Origin of the sequence: Mycobacterium kiyosense (assembly GCA_021654635.1) — a bacterium.
In the GTDB taxonomy this organism is placed as follows: Bacteria; Actinomycetota; Actinomycetes; order Mycobacteriales; family Mycobacteriaceae; genus Mycobacterium; species Mycobacterium kiyosense.
Genome location: AP025179.1, coordinates 3,354,128 through 3,373,017 on the forward strand (window position 1 = coordinate 3,354,128; position 18,890 = coordinate 3,373,017).

The 18,890-nt window shown below is 68.0% G+C and carries 9 protein-coding genes and 6 pseudogenes; 7 read left to right on the forward strand and 8 right to left on the reverse strand.

What is annotated here, in order from left to right; all coding sequences use genetic code 11:
- Positions 1–11 precede the first annotated feature (11 nt).
- Positions 12–1,422, reverse strand: a pseudogene (locus tag L6444_RS15770) (MFS transporter).
- Positions 1,419–3,577 (reverse strand): annotated as a pseudogene (gene uvrB / locus L6444_RS15775) (excinuclease ABC subunit UvrB). Before uvrB ends, L6444_RS15770 begins: the two co-directional pseudogenes overlap by 4 nt.
- 288 nt (positions 3,578–3,865) lie before the next feature.
- Between uvrB and L6444_RS15780 the strand changes: the two are divergent.
- The 3 genes and pseudogenes from L6444_RS15780 to L6444_RS15790 all read left to right on the forward strand — a co-directional run bounded on the left by L6444_RS15780 (position 3,866) and on the right by L6444_RS15790 (position 9,362).
- Positions 3,866–5,315, forward strand: a pseudogene (locus tag L6444_RS15780) (DUF3375 domain-containing protein).
- On the forward strand, positions 5,312–6,007 hold the full coding sequence (locus L6444_RS15785; RefSeq protein ID WP_236975262.1) for a DUF4194 domain-containing protein: 696 nt from the start codon (positions 5,312–5,314) through the stop codon (positions 6,005–6,007). Before L6444_RS15780 ends, L6444_RS15785 begins: the two are co-directional and overlap by 4 nt.
- A pseudogene (locus L6444_RS15790) lies at positions 5,997–9,362 on the forward strand (ATP-binding protein). The gene L6444_RS15785 and the pseudogene L6444_RS15790 overlap by 11 nt, the downstream one beginning before the upstream one ends.
- Positions 9,363–9,375: 13 nt before the next feature.
- On the opposite strand, the pseudogene L6444_RS30655 reads toward L6444_RS15790, so the two are convergent.
- A pseudogene (locus L6444_RS30655) lies at positions 9,376–11,387 on the reverse strand (serine/threonine-protein kinase).
- A gap of 159 nt (positions 11,388–11,546) precedes the next feature.
- On the opposite strand from L6444_RS30655, the pseudogene L6444_RS15805 reads away from it, so the two are divergent.
- A pseudogene (locus L6444_RS15805) lies at positions 11,547–14,179 on the forward strand (ATP-binding cassette domain-containing protein).
- A gap of 75 nt (positions 14,180–14,254) precedes the next feature.
- Positions 14,255–14,710, forward strand: a complete 456-nt coding sequence (locus L6444_RS15810) for a ribonuclease FAU-1 family protein (protein WP_236975282.1) — start codon at positions 14,255–14,257, stop codon at positions 14,708–14,710.
- 18 nt (positions 14,711–14,728) lie between these two features.
- On the opposite strand, the gene L6444_RS15815 is transcribed toward L6444_RS15810, so the two are convergent.
- Entirely contained in the window at positions 14,729–15,208 is a 480-nt protein-coding gene (locus tag L6444_RS15815) for a hypothetical protein (RefSeq protein ID WP_236975285.1), read from the reverse strand.
- A gap of 53 nt (positions 15,209–15,261) precedes the next feature.
- Between L6444_RS15815 and L6444_RS15820 the strand changes: the two genes are divergently transcribed.
- Positions 15,262–15,954, forward strand: a complete 693-nt coding sequence (locus L6444_RS15820; RefSeq protein ID WP_370653128.1) for a TetR/AcrR family transcriptional regulator — start codon at positions 15,262–15,264, stop codon at positions 15,952–15,954.
- On the opposite strand, the gene L6444_RS15825 is transcribed toward L6444_RS15820, so the two are convergent.
- The 3 genes from L6444_RS15825 to L6444_RS15835 form a co-directional block, all read right to left on the reverse strand.
- Positions 15,918–16,331, reverse strand: coding sequence for a hypothetical protein (locus tag L6444_RS15825; RefSeq protein ID WP_236975290.1), 414 nt, complete (start codon positions 16,329–16,331; stop codon positions 15,918–15,920). The genes L6444_RS15820 and L6444_RS15825 overlap by 37 nt on opposite strands.
- Positions 16,328–16,888: a hypothetical protein gene (locus L6444_RS15830; RefSeq protein ID WP_236975292.1), complete on the reverse strand. Its 561-nt coding sequence runs from the start codon at positions 16,886–16,888 to the stop codon at positions 16,328–16,330. The genes L6444_RS15825 and L6444_RS15830 overlap by 4 nt, the downstream gene beginning before the upstream one ends.
- Positions 16,889–16,952: 64 nt before the next feature.
- Positions 16,953–17,108: a DUF6131 family protein gene (locus L6444_RS15835; protein WP_236975295.1), complete on the reverse strand. Its 156-nt coding sequence runs from the start codon at positions 17,106–17,108 to the stop codon at positions 16,953–16,955.
- A 116-nt stretch (positions 17,109–17,224) separates the two neighbouring features.
- Here L6444_RS15835 and L6444_RS15840 point away from each other — a divergent pair, with 116 nt between their 5' ends.
- Positions 17,225–17,890 (forward strand): response regulator transcription factor, encoded by a 666-nt coding sequence (locus L6444_RS15840; RefSeq protein WP_236975297.1) that lies wholly within the window; start codon positions 17,225–17,227, stop codon positions 17,888–17,890.
- A gap of 9 nt (positions 17,891–17,899) precedes the next feature.
- Here the strand turns inward: L6444_RS15840 and L6444_RS15845 are convergent, their stop codons facing one another.
- The gene (locus L6444_RS15845; protein WP_236975299.1) at positions 17,900–18,874 is read right to left on the reverse strand and encodes a DUF2889 domain-containing protein; all 975 of its coding nucleotides are present in this window, start codon (positions 18,872–18,874) and stop codon (positions 17,900–17,902) included.
- Positions 18,875–18,890: the final 16 nt, after the last annotated feature.

Genomic DNA, 18,890 nt, shown 5'->3' on the forward strand with positions numbered 1-18,890 from the left:
GAGGTGCGGTGTTAACGCAGTGACCGCCGATCCCGGCGAGTCGCCCGATACGCCGCCAGCACACCGACCGCGGCCAGCACCGTGAACACCGCGTACAACCAGCGGGCTTGAATCACCGCGTCGCCCGGAGCGGTGTTCACGACCACGCCGGCGATCCCGGCGCCGAAGGCTCCGGAGATCAGCTGCACGGTGTTGATCGCGGCGGCGGCCGCGCTGCTCTCGGCCGGGTCGTCGACGGACTCCATGGCCCGCACCGACATGTGTGGCCAAGCCATGCCGATGCCGATGCCGGCGATCACCAGAGCCAGCGCCCACAGCCCGACCAGGCTCGGCGAAGCGTCCGCGCTCTGCGTCAGGGCGCCCACCGCCAGCCCGGTCCCCATCAACAGCGGCGCGACCAGCACGACGTATCCGATGACACGTCGGTTGTGCAGCGACGCGCTGACGACCTCGCTGACCGTCCATCCGACAGCCAGCGAGGCGCCCAGGAAGCCGGCGCCGACCGGTGACAGGTGTCCCAGCCGCTGCCCGAACAGCGGCACGTACGTGTCGACCATCACCGCCATCATGAGCATCGCCATGGTCAGGTAGATCCACTTCAACGGACCGGAGCCGAACACGCTGGGCGGCAGCACCTTTGCCTGCTTCCGGCGATCGACCGCTATGAATGCCGCGACCAGCAGCAGCCCGAGGAACACCAGGCCGGCGATGGCGGCGGCGTTGCGCGGTAGTTGTGCGACGCTGACCGCCAGCGCGGCGGCCCCGATCACCAGCAGCGACCACACCGGCACCTGGCGGGTGGAGTGCTCCCCCGCCGCGACGGCCCGCTCGGCGCCCAGCACCGCGGTCACCAGGGCCGCCATCAAAACGCTCAGCACCGTCATCGTCCCGAAAGCCCAGCGCCACAGGCCGTACTGCGCGAAGACCCCGCCGATCGCGGGGCCCACCACCGTGGCGACCCCCCCCACATCGCCGAGACCAGCGCGGACCCGCGGGTCCACAGCTCGCGCGGCAGTTCGGCGTTGATCAGCGCGTAGCCGAGTCCGGCCAGCAGGCCCCCGGCGACTCCCCCTGCAAGGTGCGGCCCGCGATCAGCACCTGCATGGTCGGGGCGACCGCGCATACCAGGCTGGCCACCCCGAACACGGACAGTCCCAGCAGAAATGACACGCGGGCTCCGAACTGCCGCAATGTCGCGTTGACGGTGGTGGCCGCGGCCACGGAGCCGACCAGATACAGCGTGACCACCCAGGCGTAGAGGCGGCTGCCGCCGATCTCGGCGATGGCGCTGGGGAGCAGGCTGACGGTGAGGAACTCGTTGGTGGCGTACATCGCGACGCCGCCGGCCAGCACGGTGCAGGTACCCAGATGGTGACCCAGCAGGTCACGCCAGCTGCCGGTCGCGCGCGCTGTCTGCGTCACTTGAGGCCGGCGGCGTCCATACCCCGCAACTCCTTCTTGAGGTCCGCGATCTCGTCGCGGAACCTGGCCGCCAGCTCGAACTGCAGGTCCCGCGCGGCGGCCATCATCTGCGCGGTGAGGTCCTTGATCAGATCGGCCAGCTCGGCGCGCGGCATCGAGGAGGTGTCGCGTCCCTCGATGACGCCCGCACTGACGGCACGACCCGGCTCGCCCTGGGCCCGCCGACCGCGCGAGGAGTTGCGCCCCGATCCGCCGACGCCGACTTCGGTGTCGTCGGCCTCGCGGTAGACCTGGTCGAGGATGTCGGCGATCTTCTTGCGCAGCGGCTGCGGGTCGATGCCGTGCGCCTCGTTGTAGGCAATCTGTTTGGCCCGCCGCCGCTCGGTCTCGTCGATCGCCTCGTTCATGGAGTCGGTGAGCTTATCGGCGTACATGTGGACTTCGCCGGAGACGTTGCGGGCGGCGCGGCCGATGGTCTGGATCAGGCTGCGGGTGGATCGCAGGAAGCCTTCCTTGTCGGCGTCCAGGATCGCCACCAGGGACACCTCGGGCAGGTCGAGGCCCTCACGCAGCAGGTTGATGCCCACCAGCACGTCGTAGTCGCCGAGCCGCAGCTGTCGGAGCAACTCGACCCGGCGCAAGGTGTCGACCTCGGAGTGCAGATAGCGCACCCGGATGCCCATCTCCAGCAGATAGTCGGTGAGGTCTTCGGCCATTTTCTTGGTCAGTGTGGTCACCAGGACGCGCTCGTCCGCCTCGGCGCGTTTGCGGATCTCGCCGATGAGGTCGTCGATCTGGCCCTTGGTCGGCTTGACCACCACCTTCGGGTCGACCAGCCCGGTCGGGCGGATGACCTGTTCGACGAACTCCCCCGCCGGTCTGGCTGAGTTCGTATGGTCCGGGAAGTGGCCGACAGATACACCGTCTGCCCGATCCGGTCGGCGAACTCCTCCCAGGTCAGCGGCCGGTTGTCGACCGCCGACGGCAGCCGGAACCCGTATTCGACCAGGTTGCGCTTGCGCGACATGTCGCCCTCGTACATGCCGCCGATCTGCGGCACGGTGACGTGCGACTCGTCGATGACGAGCAGAAAATCGTCCGGGAAGTAGTCCAGCAGGGTGGCCGGCGCCGAGCCCGCGGGCCGGCCGTCGATGTGCCGCGAGTAGTTCTCGATGCCCGAGCAGAATCCGACCTGGCGCATCATCTCGATGTCGTAATTGGTGCGCATCCGTAGCCGCTGCGCCTCCAGCAGCTTGCCCTGACCTTCCAGCTCGGCCAAGCGTTCGGCCAGTTCCTGCTCGATGGTGGAGATCGCCTGCGCCATCCGCTCCGGGCCGGCGACGTAGTGGGTGGCGGGAAAGATGCGCAGCGAGTCGACCTGGCGCACCACGTCCCCGGTCAGCGGGTGCAGGTAGTACAGCGCCTCGATCTCGTCGCCGAAGAACTCGATCCGGACGGCCAACTCTTCGTAGGAGGGGATGATCTCCACCGTGTCGCCGCGTACCCGGAAGGAGCCGCGGGTGAAGGAGAGGTCGTTACGGGTGTACTGCACGTCGACCAGCAGCCGCAGCAGCGCGTCCCGGGGCACTTCGTTTCCGACCTGCAGTTCCACCGAGCGGTCCAGGTAGGACTGCGGGGTGCCCAGGCCGTAGATGCAGGACACCGAGGCGACCACCACCACGTCGCGCCGGGACAGCAGCGACGAGGTCGCGGAATGTCTGAGGCGCTCCACATCGTCGTTGATGGAGCTGTCCTTTTCGATGTAGGTGTCCGTCTGCGCGATATAGGCTTCCGGCTGGTAGTAGTCGTAATACGACACGAAGTACTCGACTGCGTTGTGCGGCAACATCTCCCGCAGTTCATTGGCCAGCTGTGCGGCCAGCGTCTTGTTCGGCGCCATCACCAGGGTGGGCCGTTGCAGGCGTTCGATCAGCCAGGCCGTCGTCGCCGACTTGCCGGTGCCGGTGGCGCCGAGCAGCACGACGTCCCGCTCCCCGGCTTTGATGCGCCGCTCCAGTTCGTCGATGGCCGCCGGCTGGTCACCGGCGGGCTGGTGCGGGCTGACCACCTCGAATTTGGCGCCGGTGCGGACGACCTCGTCGACGGCGCGGTATTCGGAGTGCGCGACTACTGGGTGTTCGGTGGCGAAAGCCATGTCTGCCAGGGTAGTCAACGGGACCGACAAGTCCTCGGCGCGAGCGGCCCCGAAGGCCGGCGAACGGTGCGCCCCGACCATCCCTCTGAGGACGCTCGCGCAGGCAGGGACGAAATCCAACCGGCACATCAGCCACAGTGTGCACACCAGCAACATGCATCTCTCATTTCACGGAAAGGCCCTGGCAGAGCGCCATTTTCAGCCGACACGGCTCCGCGGCGCACCGGACTTGTCGGCCCGGTGGCCTATGTTGGGCGTCCGGACGAACGACAAGAGCAAGGGACGACGGTGGACGACTACGCGGGCCTGTCGGCGACAGACCTTCTCGCGCTCAACCGCGACCTGCAGGGCTCTCGGGCGGTCCGGCTGCTGGCCACGCTCAACCTGGGCCTCTACGCGACGCTGATGGAACGCCACCTCAGCGACACCGCCGTCCCGGAGACCGAGCTCGTGGTGCGGCTGGAACGCGATCTCGCCGAGCTGGGCGAGCCCCAGTCCGGGCTCGCGCTGATCAAATCCTGGGCCGGCCAGGGCTGGCTGCACCGCGTCGTGGACAGCCGGGCCGGCCACGAACAGAACCTCTGCTATCTCACCCAGGACACCCGCCGCGCGCTGGACTTCCTGCGCGGCATGCGTCGTCAGGACACCATCGCCACCGGGGGCTCGATCACCGGGCTTCGCCGCCCGGCTCAAGCAGGTCGCCCTGCGGGTGGACAGCGACCCGGCCCGCATCCGCAAGCAGATCGAGGCCGAGATCGACGCCCTGCACCAGCAACTCGACCAGCTCGACGCGGGCCAACGCCCGGCACCGGACGTGACCGACTGCTACGACGAAGCGCGCGCGATCGCCTTGCAGATGGAACGGTTGATCACCGACATCGGCCAGTACGGTGCCATGATCGAGCAGGCCACCGCCGCCCTGGACGAACCCATCGACAGCAACGTGGAATACCGCGACCGGCAGCGCCAGATGTATTCCGACTACCAGGCCGCCTGGGACTCCCGAGGCCGTGACTCGCACCGCGCCTTCCTGCGCATGGTCAACGACCCCGACCAGCGTGCCGAATTCGAGGCCGACGTGGCCGCCGTCGCCGACGCGCTGCCCGCCCTCGACCCGGATCTGCGCAAGATCATGACCGGCTTCTTCGAACTCGTCGGCCACCAGATCGACGAGGTGGAGCGCATTCAGCAGCGCTGCGCCCAGCGCGTCAAGCGGTTCACCGCATTCGGCACCATGGAGCAGCGCCGCGGCGTGGCCCGTCAGCTCAACCAGGCCATCGGCGCGGCCCGTGCGCTGCTCAAGACTTCGCTGACCGACTCCCGCCTCGACATCGACGTCCCGCTGGCCCGGCACGCCATCAGTTCGGTCGGCGCACTGAGCTTCAAGATCGGCGACCTGTCCAGGCCCAAACCCGCTGAGGCCGCCACCGGCGAGGTCGACCTGACCACCTTCGCTGCCCTCACCACGCAGGTCGACGCACCCGCCATGGCGGACGCCCTCAACGACAGCCTGCGCAAGGGACCCGTCAGCCTGCCGGACGCCGTCGCGATGCTGGACACCGCCTACCTCGGTCACGTCATCGTTTTGTGGTCCTGGGCGCTCAAGCAACCCCAAGACGGCACCGTCGGGTCGACCGCCGTCCGGTTTCGCTCCCTGGCCGGCCCCGACCGTGAAATCGAGCTTCCCCGTTTGACTTTCACCGAACCGATCACCACTCTCGCGGGAGCCGGCACGTGACCATTGAGACCGATATCGACTTCTCGTCGCTGCCGCAGGTCGATCAGGCGGCGACTCCGCCGGTGGGGCGCAGGCCGCGTTTCGAGGGCGACGTCTCCGAGCTGCCCGACCGCGCGTGCTGGGCGCTGCAGCACCTGCTCACCCGCCGCTACATCAGCGCCGAGGCCGACGCCGACATCTACAGCTGGGTCGTCGAGTACCGCGCCCAGCTGTCGGTCCGGCTCTCCGAACTCGACCTGCAACTGCGCATCACCGACGGAACGGAGATCGCGTTCATCGAACAGGCCCGCTACGAATCAGCCAGGGGCATCAAGCTTTTGCGCCGCGAACCGCTGGGCACCTACGACTCGATCCTGGCGCTGCACCTGGCCCAGATGATGCGCGCATCCGGCGGGCAGGCCGTGTTGATCAGCCGCGAAGAAATGCACGGCCTGTTCTCCGGGGTGCTCAACGACACCGATCGCGACGCGGTCACGTTCGCCGCCCGCATCGACGGCGCCATCGCCCGGTTGACCGGTTTGGAGATCCTGCGCCGAAGCCGTGACGACGACGACAGTTACACGATCAGCCCGGTGATCACCGCCATCATGACCGCCTCCGTCATCACGGAGTTGCAGCAGCAATTCGAGCAGTTGCTCAGTGGCGGCATTCCGCAGGAGACGGACGACGAAGCCGAGCCCGATGACGACTGAACAATTCCACCTGTCCCGGCTGCAGATCATCAACTGGGGCGTCTTCGACGGCTACCACAGCATCCCGTTCAGCAGCGGCGGTGCGCTCATCGCCGGAGCATCGGGAAGCGGTAAATCCTCACTGCTGGATGCGATTTCGCTTGGCTTCCTGCCGTTCAACCGGCGCAACTTCAACGCCTCCGGCGACCACACCGCCGCGGGGTCCAGCGCCGGACGCCGCACCGTCGACAAGTATGTGCGCGGAGCCTGGGGTCAGCGCAGTGACGGCGGCACCAGCCGGGTGATGTACCTGCGCGGCGACGGAACCGCGTGGTCGGCGGTCGCGGTCACTTACACCGGTGAGTCGGGCCGCACCGTCACCGGCCTGGTGCTCAAGTGGCTGACCGGCGACTCCCGCAGCGACTCGTCGAGTCGCTTCGTGTTGGGCGACGGCGACCTCGACATCTAGGAGATCTGCAATCGATGGGCGGCCAACCGCTTCGATGTCGGCGTGTTCAAGGAGGCTTGGCGGTTCTCCACCAAGGTCGAGTCGCAGTATCTGGCGCAGCTGTACGCCACCATCGGCATCCGGGCCTCCGATGCGGCCCAACAGTTGCTCGGCAAGGCGAAGTCACTGAAAAGCGTTGGCGGACTTGAGCAATTCGTCCGCGACTTCATGCTCGACGAACCCGACAGCCTGGCCCGGCTACCCGAAGCACTCAAGCAGATCGACCCGCTGGTGGAGGCTCGGGAGCTGCTCGCGGTCGCCCAGCGCAAGCGGCGCATCCTGGGCGACATCGAGCAGGTGCAGCAGCGCTACGCCGCCGAGTCGTCGGACCTGGGCATCATCGACCTGGTTGATGCGCCGATGGTGCGCGCGTTCAGCGACCACGTCCGGCTGGCGCAGTGCCCGGCTCAGATCGCCGCCCTGGACAGCACCATCGACCAGCTGGAGAACGAGTACGAGGATGTCACCCGGTCATTGAATCTGGCCAAGGCCGAAGCAGATTCGCTCAACGCCCAGATCAGCGGGTCCAGCGCGAACATCGCCCCGCTGCAGTCGCAGGTCACCGCCGCCGAGGCCGAAGCCGAGCAGGTCAGCCGTCGCCGCGCCGCATACGAAGACCTGCTGTCCGCCCAGGACATCGAGATCCCGGACACGGCCGACGAATTCTGGAACTTGCGCGAGCAACTGCTGACCGAGGCCACCGAGATGCTGGCCAAGGTGGAACGGAACCGGGAGACCTCCACCGACGCCGAGTACGCGCAGAAATCGGCCCGCATCGCCCGCGACGAGGCCGCCAAGGAACTGCGCCGCGTCGAACACGTCGTCTCCGCGCTGCCGGAGTTCGCGCTGGCGATGCGCGACCAGATCTGCGCCGCGGTGCGGGCCGACCCGGCCGATCTGCCCTACATCGCCGAACTGCTGGACCTGCACCCCGACCAGACCCGGTGGCGGCTGGCGGTGGAGAAGGTGCTGCGCGGCACCGGACTTCGGCTGCTGGTGCCCGACCAGCACTGGGCGGCGGTGTTGCGGTTCGTCAACGAGACCGACCTGCGCGGCCGCCTTCAGCTGCATCATGTCCGGACCAAGTTCCTGCGTGCCGCGCCTGCAGATTTGGACCCGAAAACGTTGGCGGGCAAGCTGTTCGCCGTCGACCCCGGCCACCCGTGCGCGGCCGAGGCCGTCGACGTCATCGCCGCCGCCGGCGACCACGTCTGCGTCGAGAGCCCAGACGTCTTCGCCCGTTTCCGCCGCGCGGTCACCGACACCGGCTTGTACAAGGACTCCGATCGGCTGGCGATCAAGGACGACCGGCGCCCGATCAAGCCGTCCGAATACCTCTACCAGGGCGACGTGTCGGCCAAGATCAATGCGCTGACGCTGGAACTTGCCGCCGCCGAAGAAACCTACCGGCAGGCCCGCCACACCGCCGATGCCATCGCCGCCCAGCGCCAGCGGTGGCGGGACCGCGCGGTGGCCTGCAAGGCGATCTGTGAGCAGTTCCCGCAGTGGAGTCACATCGACACCGATACCGCCGACGGGCACGCCGAGCGCCTGCGCCAGCAGTACGAGTTGCTGCTGTCCGATCACCCCGATCTGGACGCCCTCAATGCCCGTGCCGACGAATGCTGGTCGCAGATACAGAGATTGATGACGCGGCGCGGGGCGATCCAGATGCGCCGCGACAGCCTGGACGAGCGGCGCACCCGGCTGCTGGACCTGCAGGACCGGTTGGCGCCGGCGTTCGTCTCCGAACCACTGACCGAATTGCTGCACCGCTACGCCGCCGCGATCCCGGTAGCGCTGGAACTGCTGGATCCCGAGCCGCACCGGGAGGCGTTGTTCGCGGCCATCAAGAAAGACCGCGAACAGCTGCGCGAGAGCCGCCGCCGCTCCTACGACGAATTGGCCCGCATCCTCAACACCTTCGACACCTCGTTCCCCGACGCCATCCCGAATGACAGCGACAACTTCGACGAACGGGTACACGACTACGTCGCGCTGTGCCGGCACATCGACGAGCGCGAACTGCCCGACGCCTACGAGCGGATGCTGCGACTGGTCACCGAGCAGGCCCCGGATGCGATCCTGACGCTGCACCGGGTCGCTCAGCAGGAGACGCGGCGCATCAGCGAGCAGATCGACCGGGTGAACACCGGTTTGGGCGCGGTGGAGTTCAACCGCGGCACCCGGTTGACGCTGCGGGCGACCCCGCGGCAGCTGCCAGCCGTCGACGAACTCACCGAGATCGTGCGCGCCATCTCACGGCGCATCGCCGAGGTCGGGCTCGGCGACAAGCAGGCGATCCTCGACCAGTACGCCGACATCCTGCGTCTGCGCAACCGGTTGGCCTCCACCGCGCCCGAGGACAGGGCGTGGACCCGCGACGCCCTGGACGTGCGCAACCGGTTCACCTTCGACTGCGCGGAATGGGACGTCAGCAGCGACGAACTGATTCGCACGCACAGCAACGCCGGCGACAACTCCGGCGGCGAGCAGGAGAAGCTGATGGCGTTCTGCCTGGCCGGCGCGCTGAGCTTCAACCTGGCCAGCCCCGAAAGCACGGATAACAGGCCGGTTTTCGCCCAGTTGATGCTCGACGAGGCGTTCTCCAAGTCCGACCCGCAGTTCGCTCAGCAGGCTTTGCAGGCGTTCCGCAAGTTCGGGTTCCAGCTGGTGATCGTCGCGACCGTGCAGAACGCCACCACCATCCAGCCGTATATCGACAGCGTGGTGATGGTGTCCAAGACCGAGGCCACCGGCCGCAACAACCGTCCGGTCGCCTCGGTGGCCACCAGGACGATCTCGGAGTTCACCGCGTTGCGCCAAGAGATGCGCGCCGCGAACAAGCGAGTCCCCGCCGGAGTGTGACGCGAAAAAAGCGTCAGCGATGCCGGGTCCACATCCGGCTCACCGGATCACACTCGATCAGGTAGCCGTCGCTGGAAGCCGACATCGCGAACACCGGGATGTCCGGCCGGTCGCAGGTGCTGCCGGCGGAGTGCACTCCGGTGGTGATCGGCGCCTTGTCCCAGGTGCTGCCCTCGCAGACCACCTGTTCGTTGCTGGTCTGGTCGTAGGCCAGCTTGTCCGCGTCGGTGCAGGCACCGCCGAGCACGGGCGGGGTGGGCCGGGACGCCGGCGCGAGCGCCGCGCTGACCGCCTGCGCGGGGTCGCTCAGCGTCACCTCCGGCGGCACGTCGCCCACCCGGGTGGCCACCACCGGAACCCGCGCCACCGCCCCTGCGCACCGCACTCGTTGCTGCCGACGGTTTCGGTCTGCACGCCGCGCAGCGTCCCGTCTGCCTGCGGTGCCAGCGAGAACGCCACCGTCTCCTGCTGGGTGGCCGGTGCCGGAGCGTTCGGCTCGTGGCACGCGACCTGCTGCTGCGCCGGGGCGCCCTGCCAATAGCCGGCCACGAACCGCAGCGTGTCGCTCGAGCCGCCGTCGGTGGTGTCGGCGACCTGGTGGGAGCTCTGGTCGAGCTGGACACCGGTAGCCGCGCAGCCGTTGGTGGTGCAGACGGAATGGAAGGCCCACCACGTGGTGGTGGGGAGGCCGTTGTGACGCATCGGTGTGCCGTTGGTGGTGCGCTTGGAGCGGTCGAAATCCAGCCGGTAGGTGCCGTCCAGGACCTTGCCGGGGGGCGCCGAGACCGGGGCGGCGGGCGCGGGAGCGGCCGCCTGGGCGGCGGGTCGGGCCGCCAACGTGGGATCGATGAGGTCGGGTTGGAAGCTGTACAGCGCCGACCAAGTGGCCGCGATCGCAATCAGGACCGCGCACGTCAGCGCGGCCGCCATCCGGGTGCGCGGCGAGATGCGGCGGGCGCGCGCGGGAGTGGCGTCACCGGCGGCGGTGTCTTCGGGCAGCGGGTTGCCCACCGCGGCGGCGACGGCGGCGGCGAAGGATCGGCATCGATCGAACCGTTCCTCGGGCGCTTTGGCCAGTGCCCGGTCGAATATGTCGTCCAGACAAGCCAATTCGGGACGGTAGTCGCTGATCTGGGGCGGGTCCTCGTGCAAATGCTGGCTGATGACCGCGACCGGGTTGGGGTTGCGGAACGGCGGGGTGCCGGTGAGCAGGTGAAAAGCCGTGGCGGCCAACGCATATTGGTCTGCGCGCCGGTCGATGTTGGAGCCCGCCAACTGCTCGGGGGCGGCATAGGCGACGGTGCCGACCGCGACGTTGGTTTGGGTGATCCCGTTGACGTCGGCGAGGTGACGGGCAACACCGAAGTCGGCCAACAGGATTCGCCGCTCCCCGTCTTCGGGATGGGTGAGCAGGATGTTGGCGGGTTTGACGTCGCGGTGCAACAGCCCGCGGTCGTGGGCGTAGTCGAGCGCCCCCGCGACGGCGGTGAGGATGGCGCAGACGTCTTCGGCCGGCAGGCCGTCGGGGTGAGACTCTCGTACCAGCCGGGCAGCGTCGGTGCCTTCGACATAGTCCATCGAAATCCAGAGCTGGCCGTTGAACTCGCCGCGATCGTGCACACCGACGATGTGCGGGTGCCACAGCGTGGCGGCGAGATCGGCTTCCCGGTTGAACCTCTCGCGGAACTCGCTGTCCGCGGTGATCGCCTCGGCCAGCACCTTGATCACATCCCGGCGCGGCAACCGGGGGTGCAATGCCAGATAGACCTCGGCCATTCCGCCGGCACCCAGCTGCCGCAGGATGGTGTAGCCGGCGAACTGCGCGCCGCGGTCCATGGCGGTGCGCGATCCCGGCGCGGGGTGATCGGCGGGTCTCGGCGGTGGGACCGCCGGCGGGACGCGGCGCAGCAGCTTGACGGTGGTGGCGGGCAGCGACTGGACACCTGCGCGCAGAGCTTGACGCGAGTTGCCCAGCAGTCGCCGGCCGGCGTTGAGACGCCGGGTGCCGCCAGACCGATCTTCCATGCCGTTTCGTCCCTCCTCCCCCTCGAATGATGCCCGAGTTGACGTGTTGCATGTCCCGATCCGAGCTGTGCAGTTGCTATGAGAGGCAGCGTTGCAGACATAGGAACCGCACAGCAACTGACTCTCATCGAGCAACCCCGCTGGCGCGCCGATACTGGTGTGGTGAATCGACCCGTCCCGCCAGCCCTGACCATTCGATACGACGGCTCCCAACGCTCTTTCGCCCCGGGTTACGAGATTGTCGTCGGCCGCGACCTGCACGCCGACCTGCGCATTCCCGATCCGCGGATCTCCCGGGCGCATCTGATCCTGCGCTTCGAGCAGGGGCGTTGGCTGGCGATCGACAACGGCTCGCTGAACGGGACGTACGTCGCCGGGTACCGGATGCCGGTGGTGGACGTGCACGACGGCCAGAGCATCAACATCGGCAATCCCGCCGGGCCGCGGCTGACGTTCGAACTCGGCGGGCAGCGCGCCCAGCCGGTTCGCCCGCGCAACGGCTTCGCCAGCGCCGGGCCGGTGCACGACAGCGGGCCGCCCACGCTGACCTGGGCGGTCACGCCGCCACCGCCACCCCGCCGTCACCTCCGCCGATGCCGCCGGCGCGGCCACCGCAGCCCGCCCCACCGGCCCGGAGCAACGGGCGACCCGTGCGTCCCACCCCGCCGCAGCAACCGCGCCCCGCGCCCCGGCCGCCGTCACCGCCGTCACCGCCGCCGCCGCATGAACAGATCACCACCGTCAACCTCGACCGGCCCGCCGCCGAGGTCACCCATATCGATCACAAGTCGGCCGACGTGTCCGGCCTGGCCACCCGGATGGTCAAGATCCTGGCGCCACGCTCGCAGCGGGGCTCGGAGCCGGCGAAATCGACCGGCGTCATCTCCATCGGACGCGCCAACGACAACGACATCGTCGTCTCCGACGTGCTGGCCAGCCGCCAGCACGCCACCCTGCGGCTCACCCCGCTGGGCACCGAGATCCAGGACCGCAGTGTCAACGGCACGTTCGTCAACGGCACCCGGGTGGGGTCGGCGATCCTGGCCGAGGGTGACGTGGTCACCATCGGCAACGTCGACCTGGTATTCAGCGACGGCACCCTGCTACCCAGCAGCGAAACCGCCACCCGCACCGGCGGGCTGGAGGTGCGCAACGTCGACTACACCGTCGACAACGGCAAGCAACTGCTGGACGGCATCTCGCTGGTCGCGCGGCCGGGCACGCTGACCGCGGTGATCGGCGGATCGGGCGCCGGCAAGAGCACCCTGGCCAGGCTGATCGCCGGTTACGCCCGCCCGACGTCCGGGTCGGTGACCTTCGAAGGCCACGACATCCACGCCGAGTACGCGTCGCTGCGCAGCCGGATCGGGATGGTGCCGCAGGACGACGTGGTGCACCGGCAGCTCACCGTGAACCAGGCGCTGGGCTACGCGGCCGAACTTCGGTTGCCGCCGGACACCAGCAAATCCGACCGCGCCCGCGTGGTCAGTCAGGTGCTCAAAGAACTCGATCTGACCAAGCACGCCGACACCCGGGTGGACAAGCTCTCCGGCGGGCAGCGCAAACGGGCGTCGGTGGCCCTCGAGCTGCTCACCGGCCCGTCGCTGCTGATCCTGGACGAGCCGACCTCAGGCTTGGACCCCGCCCTCGACCACCAGGTCATGACCATGCTGCGCTCGCTCGCCGACGCCGGCCGGGTGGTGATCGTGGTGACGCACATGCTGTCCTACCTGGACATCTGCGACCAGTTGCTGCTGGTCGCGCCGGGCGGAAAGACGGCGTACTGCGGTCCGCCCGACCAGATCGGTTCGGCGATGGGCACCACCAACTGGGCCAAGATCTTCACCCAGGTGGGCGCCGACCCCGACGAGGCCAACCGCCGCTTCCTGGCGCAGAGCCAGGCGACCAAGCGTCCCGCCGAGGACGCCGAGCCCGCCGAGCTGGGCAAGCCGACGCACACCAGCCTGCGCCGCCAGATCTCGACGATCGCGCGACGCCAGGTGCGCCTGGTGGTCGCCGACCGGGCCTACTTCGTGTTCCTGGCCCTGCTGCCGTTCGTGCTCGGCACGTTGTCACTGACGGTGCCCGGGTCCAACGGATTCCGGGTGGTCGCCGAACACGCCGGGACGCCCGACGAGTCGGCGCAGATCCTCAACCTGCTGCTGTTGGCGGCCGCGTTCATGGGCACCGCGCTGACCATCCGCGACCTGGTCGGCGAGCGGGCGATCTTCCAGCGCGAGCAGGCGGTGGGTTTGTCGACGACGGCGTATCTGCTGGCCAAGACGGCGGTGTTCTGCGTGTTCGCGGTGCTGCAGGCGGCGGTCGCGACCACCATCGTGATCGTGGGCAAGAGCGGCCCGACCCGCGGCGGGCTGGTGCTGGGCCACGGGAACGTGGCGGCGACGATCGAGCTGTTCCTCACCGTGGCTGCGACGTGCGTGGCCTCGGCGATTCTGGGGCTGGCGATCTCGGCGCTGGTGCGCTCCAACGAGCAGATCATGCCGCTGTTCGTGGTGTCGATCATGGCGCAGCTGGTGCTGTGCGGCGGCATGGTCCCGGTGACCAACCGGATCGTGCTGGAGCAGTTGTCCACGGTGGTGCCGGCGCGCTGGGGCTACGCCGCGGCCGCCGCCACGGTCGACGTGCGCAATCTGGTCCCGGGCTCGCTGATCCCCAAGGACCGGTTCTGGCAGCACACGTCGAAGATCTGGCTGCTCGACATGGGTATGCTCGCCGCGTTGTCGGTGTTCTACGCCTGCTTCGTGCGATGGAAGATCCGGCTGCGCCGGTAGGCTGACCGCATCCATCCACCCAAGCACGAGACATTCGACCTGGCCGCCCGCACCAACACCGACCCCAAGGGCATCGTGCGGGCGGTCGACGAGTACGCGGTGCATCCGTGGGGGCTGTATCTGGCCCGACCCACTCCCGGCCGCGCCCAGTTCCACTATCTGGAATCCTGGCTACTGCCGTCGATGGGGTTGCGCGCCACCGTTTTTCACTTCAACCCGGGCCACGAACGCGACCACGACTACTACCTCGACGTCGGCGAGTACACGCCCGGCGACACGGTGTGGCGTTCGGAGGACCACTACCTCGACCTCGAGGTGCGCACCGGCCGCGGCGTGGAACTCGCCGACGTCGACGAGCTGCTCGAAGCCCTGCGGCAGGGCCTGTTGTCGCCCGACGTGGCCGAGGTGGCGGTACGGCGGGCAGTGGCGGCCGTCGAGGGGCTGGCCGGCCACGGCTATGACCTGACGGCATGGCTGGCGGCCGGCGGCATCCAGCTCACCTGGCGAGGCGCCGACCATAATTTGCGGTGACAACCCGGGGCGCGCAAGTTAGCGGTTGCCGGCGCATGCCGTTTCCGCCGGCAGCAGGTGTCGTCGCACAAGTTTGCGCCAGCGCCGTTGCCGGTAGCGGTAGATCCCGCCGGCCAGTGCGGCGACGATGCCGGTGAGCACACCGGCATCGATGTCGACGGTGTCGCTGTACCGGCACCGGTCGGCCTCGAGCGGTTCGACATGCAGGGTGTGGTTCCACGTCTTCAGCACGCCGCCGTGTTCGTGGGTCCGGATCGTTGCGGCCTTCTGGTCCACGTCGACGACCTCGATGGTGTGCCGGTAGGCGGGAACGACGTGGAACGCCATCAGCCAGCCGGTGCCGCTCTCGCCCAGCCGCAGCGCCTCGGTACGTCCGGCCAGCGCGGGGAAGCCGAACAACCCCTTGCAGACGTAGAGGAAGGTGGCCGGTGAGAGCATCGCCGCCCACACCCGCTCGGCGCTGGTGGGCAGGATAGTTTCAACGTGCACGGTACGCATTCCGACTCCTCGGGCAACAGTTAGGTCCCTGATTTTGCTGGTGTCGGGGTGGAATGACTACTCGCTTTTTGCCCTGCAACACCGGGAGGTCCAGGATCGCCCCGACTGACCGTTTTCGGCAGCGTAAGCAGCCTCGGCAGGTGCGAGCCGCCCAGACCCGGCAACGCATCCTGGACGCGGCGGCTCAGGTTTTCGCCGAATACGGGTATTCGGCCGGCACCACCAACCGCATCGCCGAACGGGCCGGGATGTCCATCGGCTCGCTGTACCAGTACTTCCCCAACAAGGACGCGGTGCTACGTGCCCTGATGGATGAACACCTGCAGGCCGGGACCGAGTTGCTCGGCAACCGGCTGTCAGAGGGGCTACCGGAAGGGCTCGAGGATACGCTGCGGCTGTTCGTGCGGGCCGTCATCGACAACCACCGGGACAACCCGCGCCTGCACCGCGTGCTGTTCGAGGAGGCGCCGCGGGCGCCCGAGTTCCTGGACCGCTTGCACGAACTGGAGCGGTTCAGCGTGGATATGGCTGCCCAGTTGCTGGCCCGACACCACGGGACCCGAGCTGACCGGCTCACTGCCCAGATCGTGGTGGTGACCATCGAATCCCTGGTGCACCGGCTGGTCACCTCCGGCGAGAACGTCGACTTTCAGCACGCCGAGGACGAGATCGTCCTGCTGCTGACCGGATATCTGAGGGCCCCGACTGATCAGACCGCAAGCAGGCGTTCGAAGAATTCGCGGTAGTGCATCAGCGCCAGCCGCAGGTCCTCGGTGGAAGCCTGCTGCCCGCGGGCCCATTGCTCCTCCAAACGCGTACGCGCAGTTGCGAATTGGGATGTCAACTGGTCCACCAGATCCGAGACCAGGACATCGGCCTTCTGCACGCAGTCCTTGGGATCGTCGACGAAAGCGGCCTGCACCGCGGCCCAGCGCCCGCGAAGCTCGGCGAGATCGTCCTCGGCGAACAGCATTTCGGTGGTTGCGGACTCGTGCGACTCCGCCGGCGCGGATTCGTGTTTGTGCCGCGCGGGCTCTGCCGACTCGGTCGCCGGCGGTTGTGTTGCGACGTCCGGGTTTTGGGGTTCGTCATAGGTGGTGGTCGGTTGTTCTTGGGTGGTCATGCGCTTGCCTCCTTGGAAGTGGTCTCGAGCAGTTTCTCGAACAGCGCGCGGTAGTGCACGAACGCTTCCCGTTGCCGTTCGGTGTCGACATCGCCGCGCTGCTGGGCCAGGTGAATGCTGTGTGCGGCCCGATAGTCCTCGACGATCTGGGGGTGATCCACCGAGATGTCAGCGGCTCGCTGCTCGAAATCGTCTACGGGATAACCCCGTTGCCGCATCACCTCGGTGACCAGCCGGTCGGCGACGCCGACCGCGGTCGCCGGGTTGTCGACGAACCCGGTCTGCACCTGTTGCCAGCGGGTGGTGAAGTCCGTCAGCGCCGAAGGGGTCAACGCGACGATGTCGAGCTTCTTGCGATTGCGCTCCCGGGCGGTGAGCTCCTGCTCGGCGGCGCGGTGGTCACCGGTTTGCGACACCAGTCGCTCGTACTCGCTGCCGTAATGCCGTTTCAGACGTTCGGTCCTTCTGCGGCTGCTCGCCATGAACGCCGCCGCTACCAGGACTGCGACCACGACGACGGCCAGTAATGCAATCAGAATCCATTGCCAGAGAGCCATTTTCTGCTCCTCTCGTACTCATGTCGAATAACCGGCATGAAACGGATGCAAACGTGCGTTGGCGTCAGAAGTAATGCCGACGTCCGCCGACCGCGCGTCCGGTGGAGCCGAGCACGGCCAGAATCGCACCGATGACCACCAGGATGATTCCCAGCGTCCACAGGATGTTGATCTTGAGCAGAAATCCGGCGATCAGCAGGATGATTCCGAGAACGATCATGACGAGCCCTCCCTTTCAGCGATGTTGCCGGTCGGGTCGGTTTGCCCCGACGCTGATTCCAGCGAACGCCCTTTGCGGGGCGAGAACTACACCCCTAGGGAGGTAATCTGCGCGATATGCCGCCTTCCGGTGAGCCGATCACGGTCGCCCTCGTCGACGACTACGACGTCGTCGTCAAAGGTGTTGCCAACATGCTGGACCCGTACCGCGACCGCGTGGTGATCGCGGAACTCGACTCCACGATGCCGGTCAAGGACGCCGTCGACATCGTGCTGTACGACTCCTTCGCCCAGCCCGAATCCGATCACGAGGAGATCGGCGTGTTGGTCGCCAACCCACGCGCGCGCCGAGTTGTGGTGTACACGTGGAACTTTCACCCCGATCTGGTCGACAGCGCTCAGCGCCAGGGTGCGCACGGCTACCTGTCGAAGACCCTGCCGGCCAGTGAACTGGTGGCCGCACTGGAAGCGGTGCACTGCGGCGATTTGATCATCAGCGACGTGGCGAAGCGGGCGCGCAGCGCGCCCGGGCTGGACTGGCCGGGCCGCGGCGAAGGCCTCAGCGACCGTGAGGCCGAGATCCTGGCGCTGATCACCCAGGGCAAGAGCAACGCCGACGTCGCGCGGCTGACCTACCTGAGCCCCAACACCGTGAAGTCCTACATCCGCACTATCTACCGCAAGATCGGGGTGGGTAGCCGCACCCAGGCGGTGTTGTGGGGCGTCGAGCACGGGTTCACACCCGACCATCACCGGATCGAGCATTGGCGCGGCGGTCCCTGACCACCGTCGTCAGCGGATCGGCAGATTCAGCAGGGCATCCAAATCGGCGATGGCCCGCAGTGTGTCGTTCAGATGCGTGCAGGTGCTGGTGCCGACGAATTCGACACGGACGCGGTCCCGCAACTCCGTCAGCGTCATGCCCGCGATGCGCGCCGCGCTTTCGACGGCACCGGGGCATTCCTGCCACGGCAGCACCCGCACGTCGGCCCGCGCCGAGAGGACCGTGCGGGTCGACTCCTGCAGCGTTCCGGTCACCGTGTACTCGTGCACGATGGTCTCGACGAGGTCGTCGTCGGTGTGCGAATCGCGAAAGTGTGCGTCGAACTCGACCACGCCGTCGCCCACCGGCCAGGTGTCCAGACGTCGGAGTCTGCGCATCCCGCGCGCTCGCAGCGGCTCGGCTTCGTGCAGTCCGGCCAGTGCCGGCGCCACCGGGCCGCGACCGGTCGGAATCACATCGTGTTGCCGGGCGTAGCCGACCACGGACGCCTCCGGCGCGAAACCCGCGCAGATCCCGGTCATCCGGTCTGCCACACCCGGCGGCATCTTCTGCTCGATGCCCAGGCTGATCGCGGTGTGCTGGATGCCATATCCGGACACCAGCGCCGCGCCCACCCAGTCGTCCAGCAGCAGATGCAGCAGGCTGGCTTTGCGCACCTCGTCGGGCAGCAGTTCACCGAGCTTCGCCCGGAAGCCCCGGCTGACGCGCTGCCCCCGCAGCGCATCGAGTCGGGCGTCCGGCGGCGTGGGCTCGATGTCGTCGACGACGAAATCGACCAGCCGTGCCCGGATCTGGACTTGACCGACTACCGCGATGCCGTCCTCGGTACCTACCGCGTCGCGCCCCCGGAGTTCGGCGAAGGATTCTCCCGGTCCGCCCGGGTGGGTGTCGATGGTGCTGGTGCGCCGCATCCGGCCCGGCGTCAGCGGGGGCGTCAGGTCGACGGGCCGCCGCGGCCCCAGGATGTCGGTGACGAACGGCATGAAAAAAAGGTACTCG

Bases quoted from the DNA above. Each gene is read 5' to 3' on its own strand.
- L6444_RS15815 (WP_236975285.1), bottom strand. From the start codon at position 15,208: ATGCGTACCGTGCACGTTGAAACTATCCTGCCCACCAGCGCCGAGCGG.
- L6444_RS15820 (WP_370653128.1), top strand. From the start codon at position 15,262: ATGACTACTCGCTTTTTGCCCTGCAACACCGGGAGGTCCAGGATCGCC.
- L6444_RS15825 (WP_236975290.1), bottom strand. From the start codon at position 16,331: ATGACCACCCAAGAACAACCGACCACCACCTATGACGAACCCCAAAAC.
- L6444_RS15830 (WP_236975292.1), bottom strand. From the start codon at position 16,888: ATGGCTCTCTGGCAATGGATTCTGATTGCATTACTGGCCGTCGTCGTG.
- L6444_RS15835 (WP_236975295.1), bottom strand. From the start codon at position 17,108: ATGATCGTTCTCGGAATCATCCTGCTGATCGCCGGATTTCTGCTCAAG.
- L6444_RS15840 (WP_236975297.1), top strand. From the start codon at position 17,225: ATGCCGCCTTCCGGTGAGCCGATCACGGTCGCCCTCGTCGACGACTAC.
- L6444_RS15845 (WP_236975299.1), bottom strand. From the start codon at position 18,874: ATGCCGTTCGTCACCGACATCCTGGGGCCGCGGCGGCCCGTCGACCTG.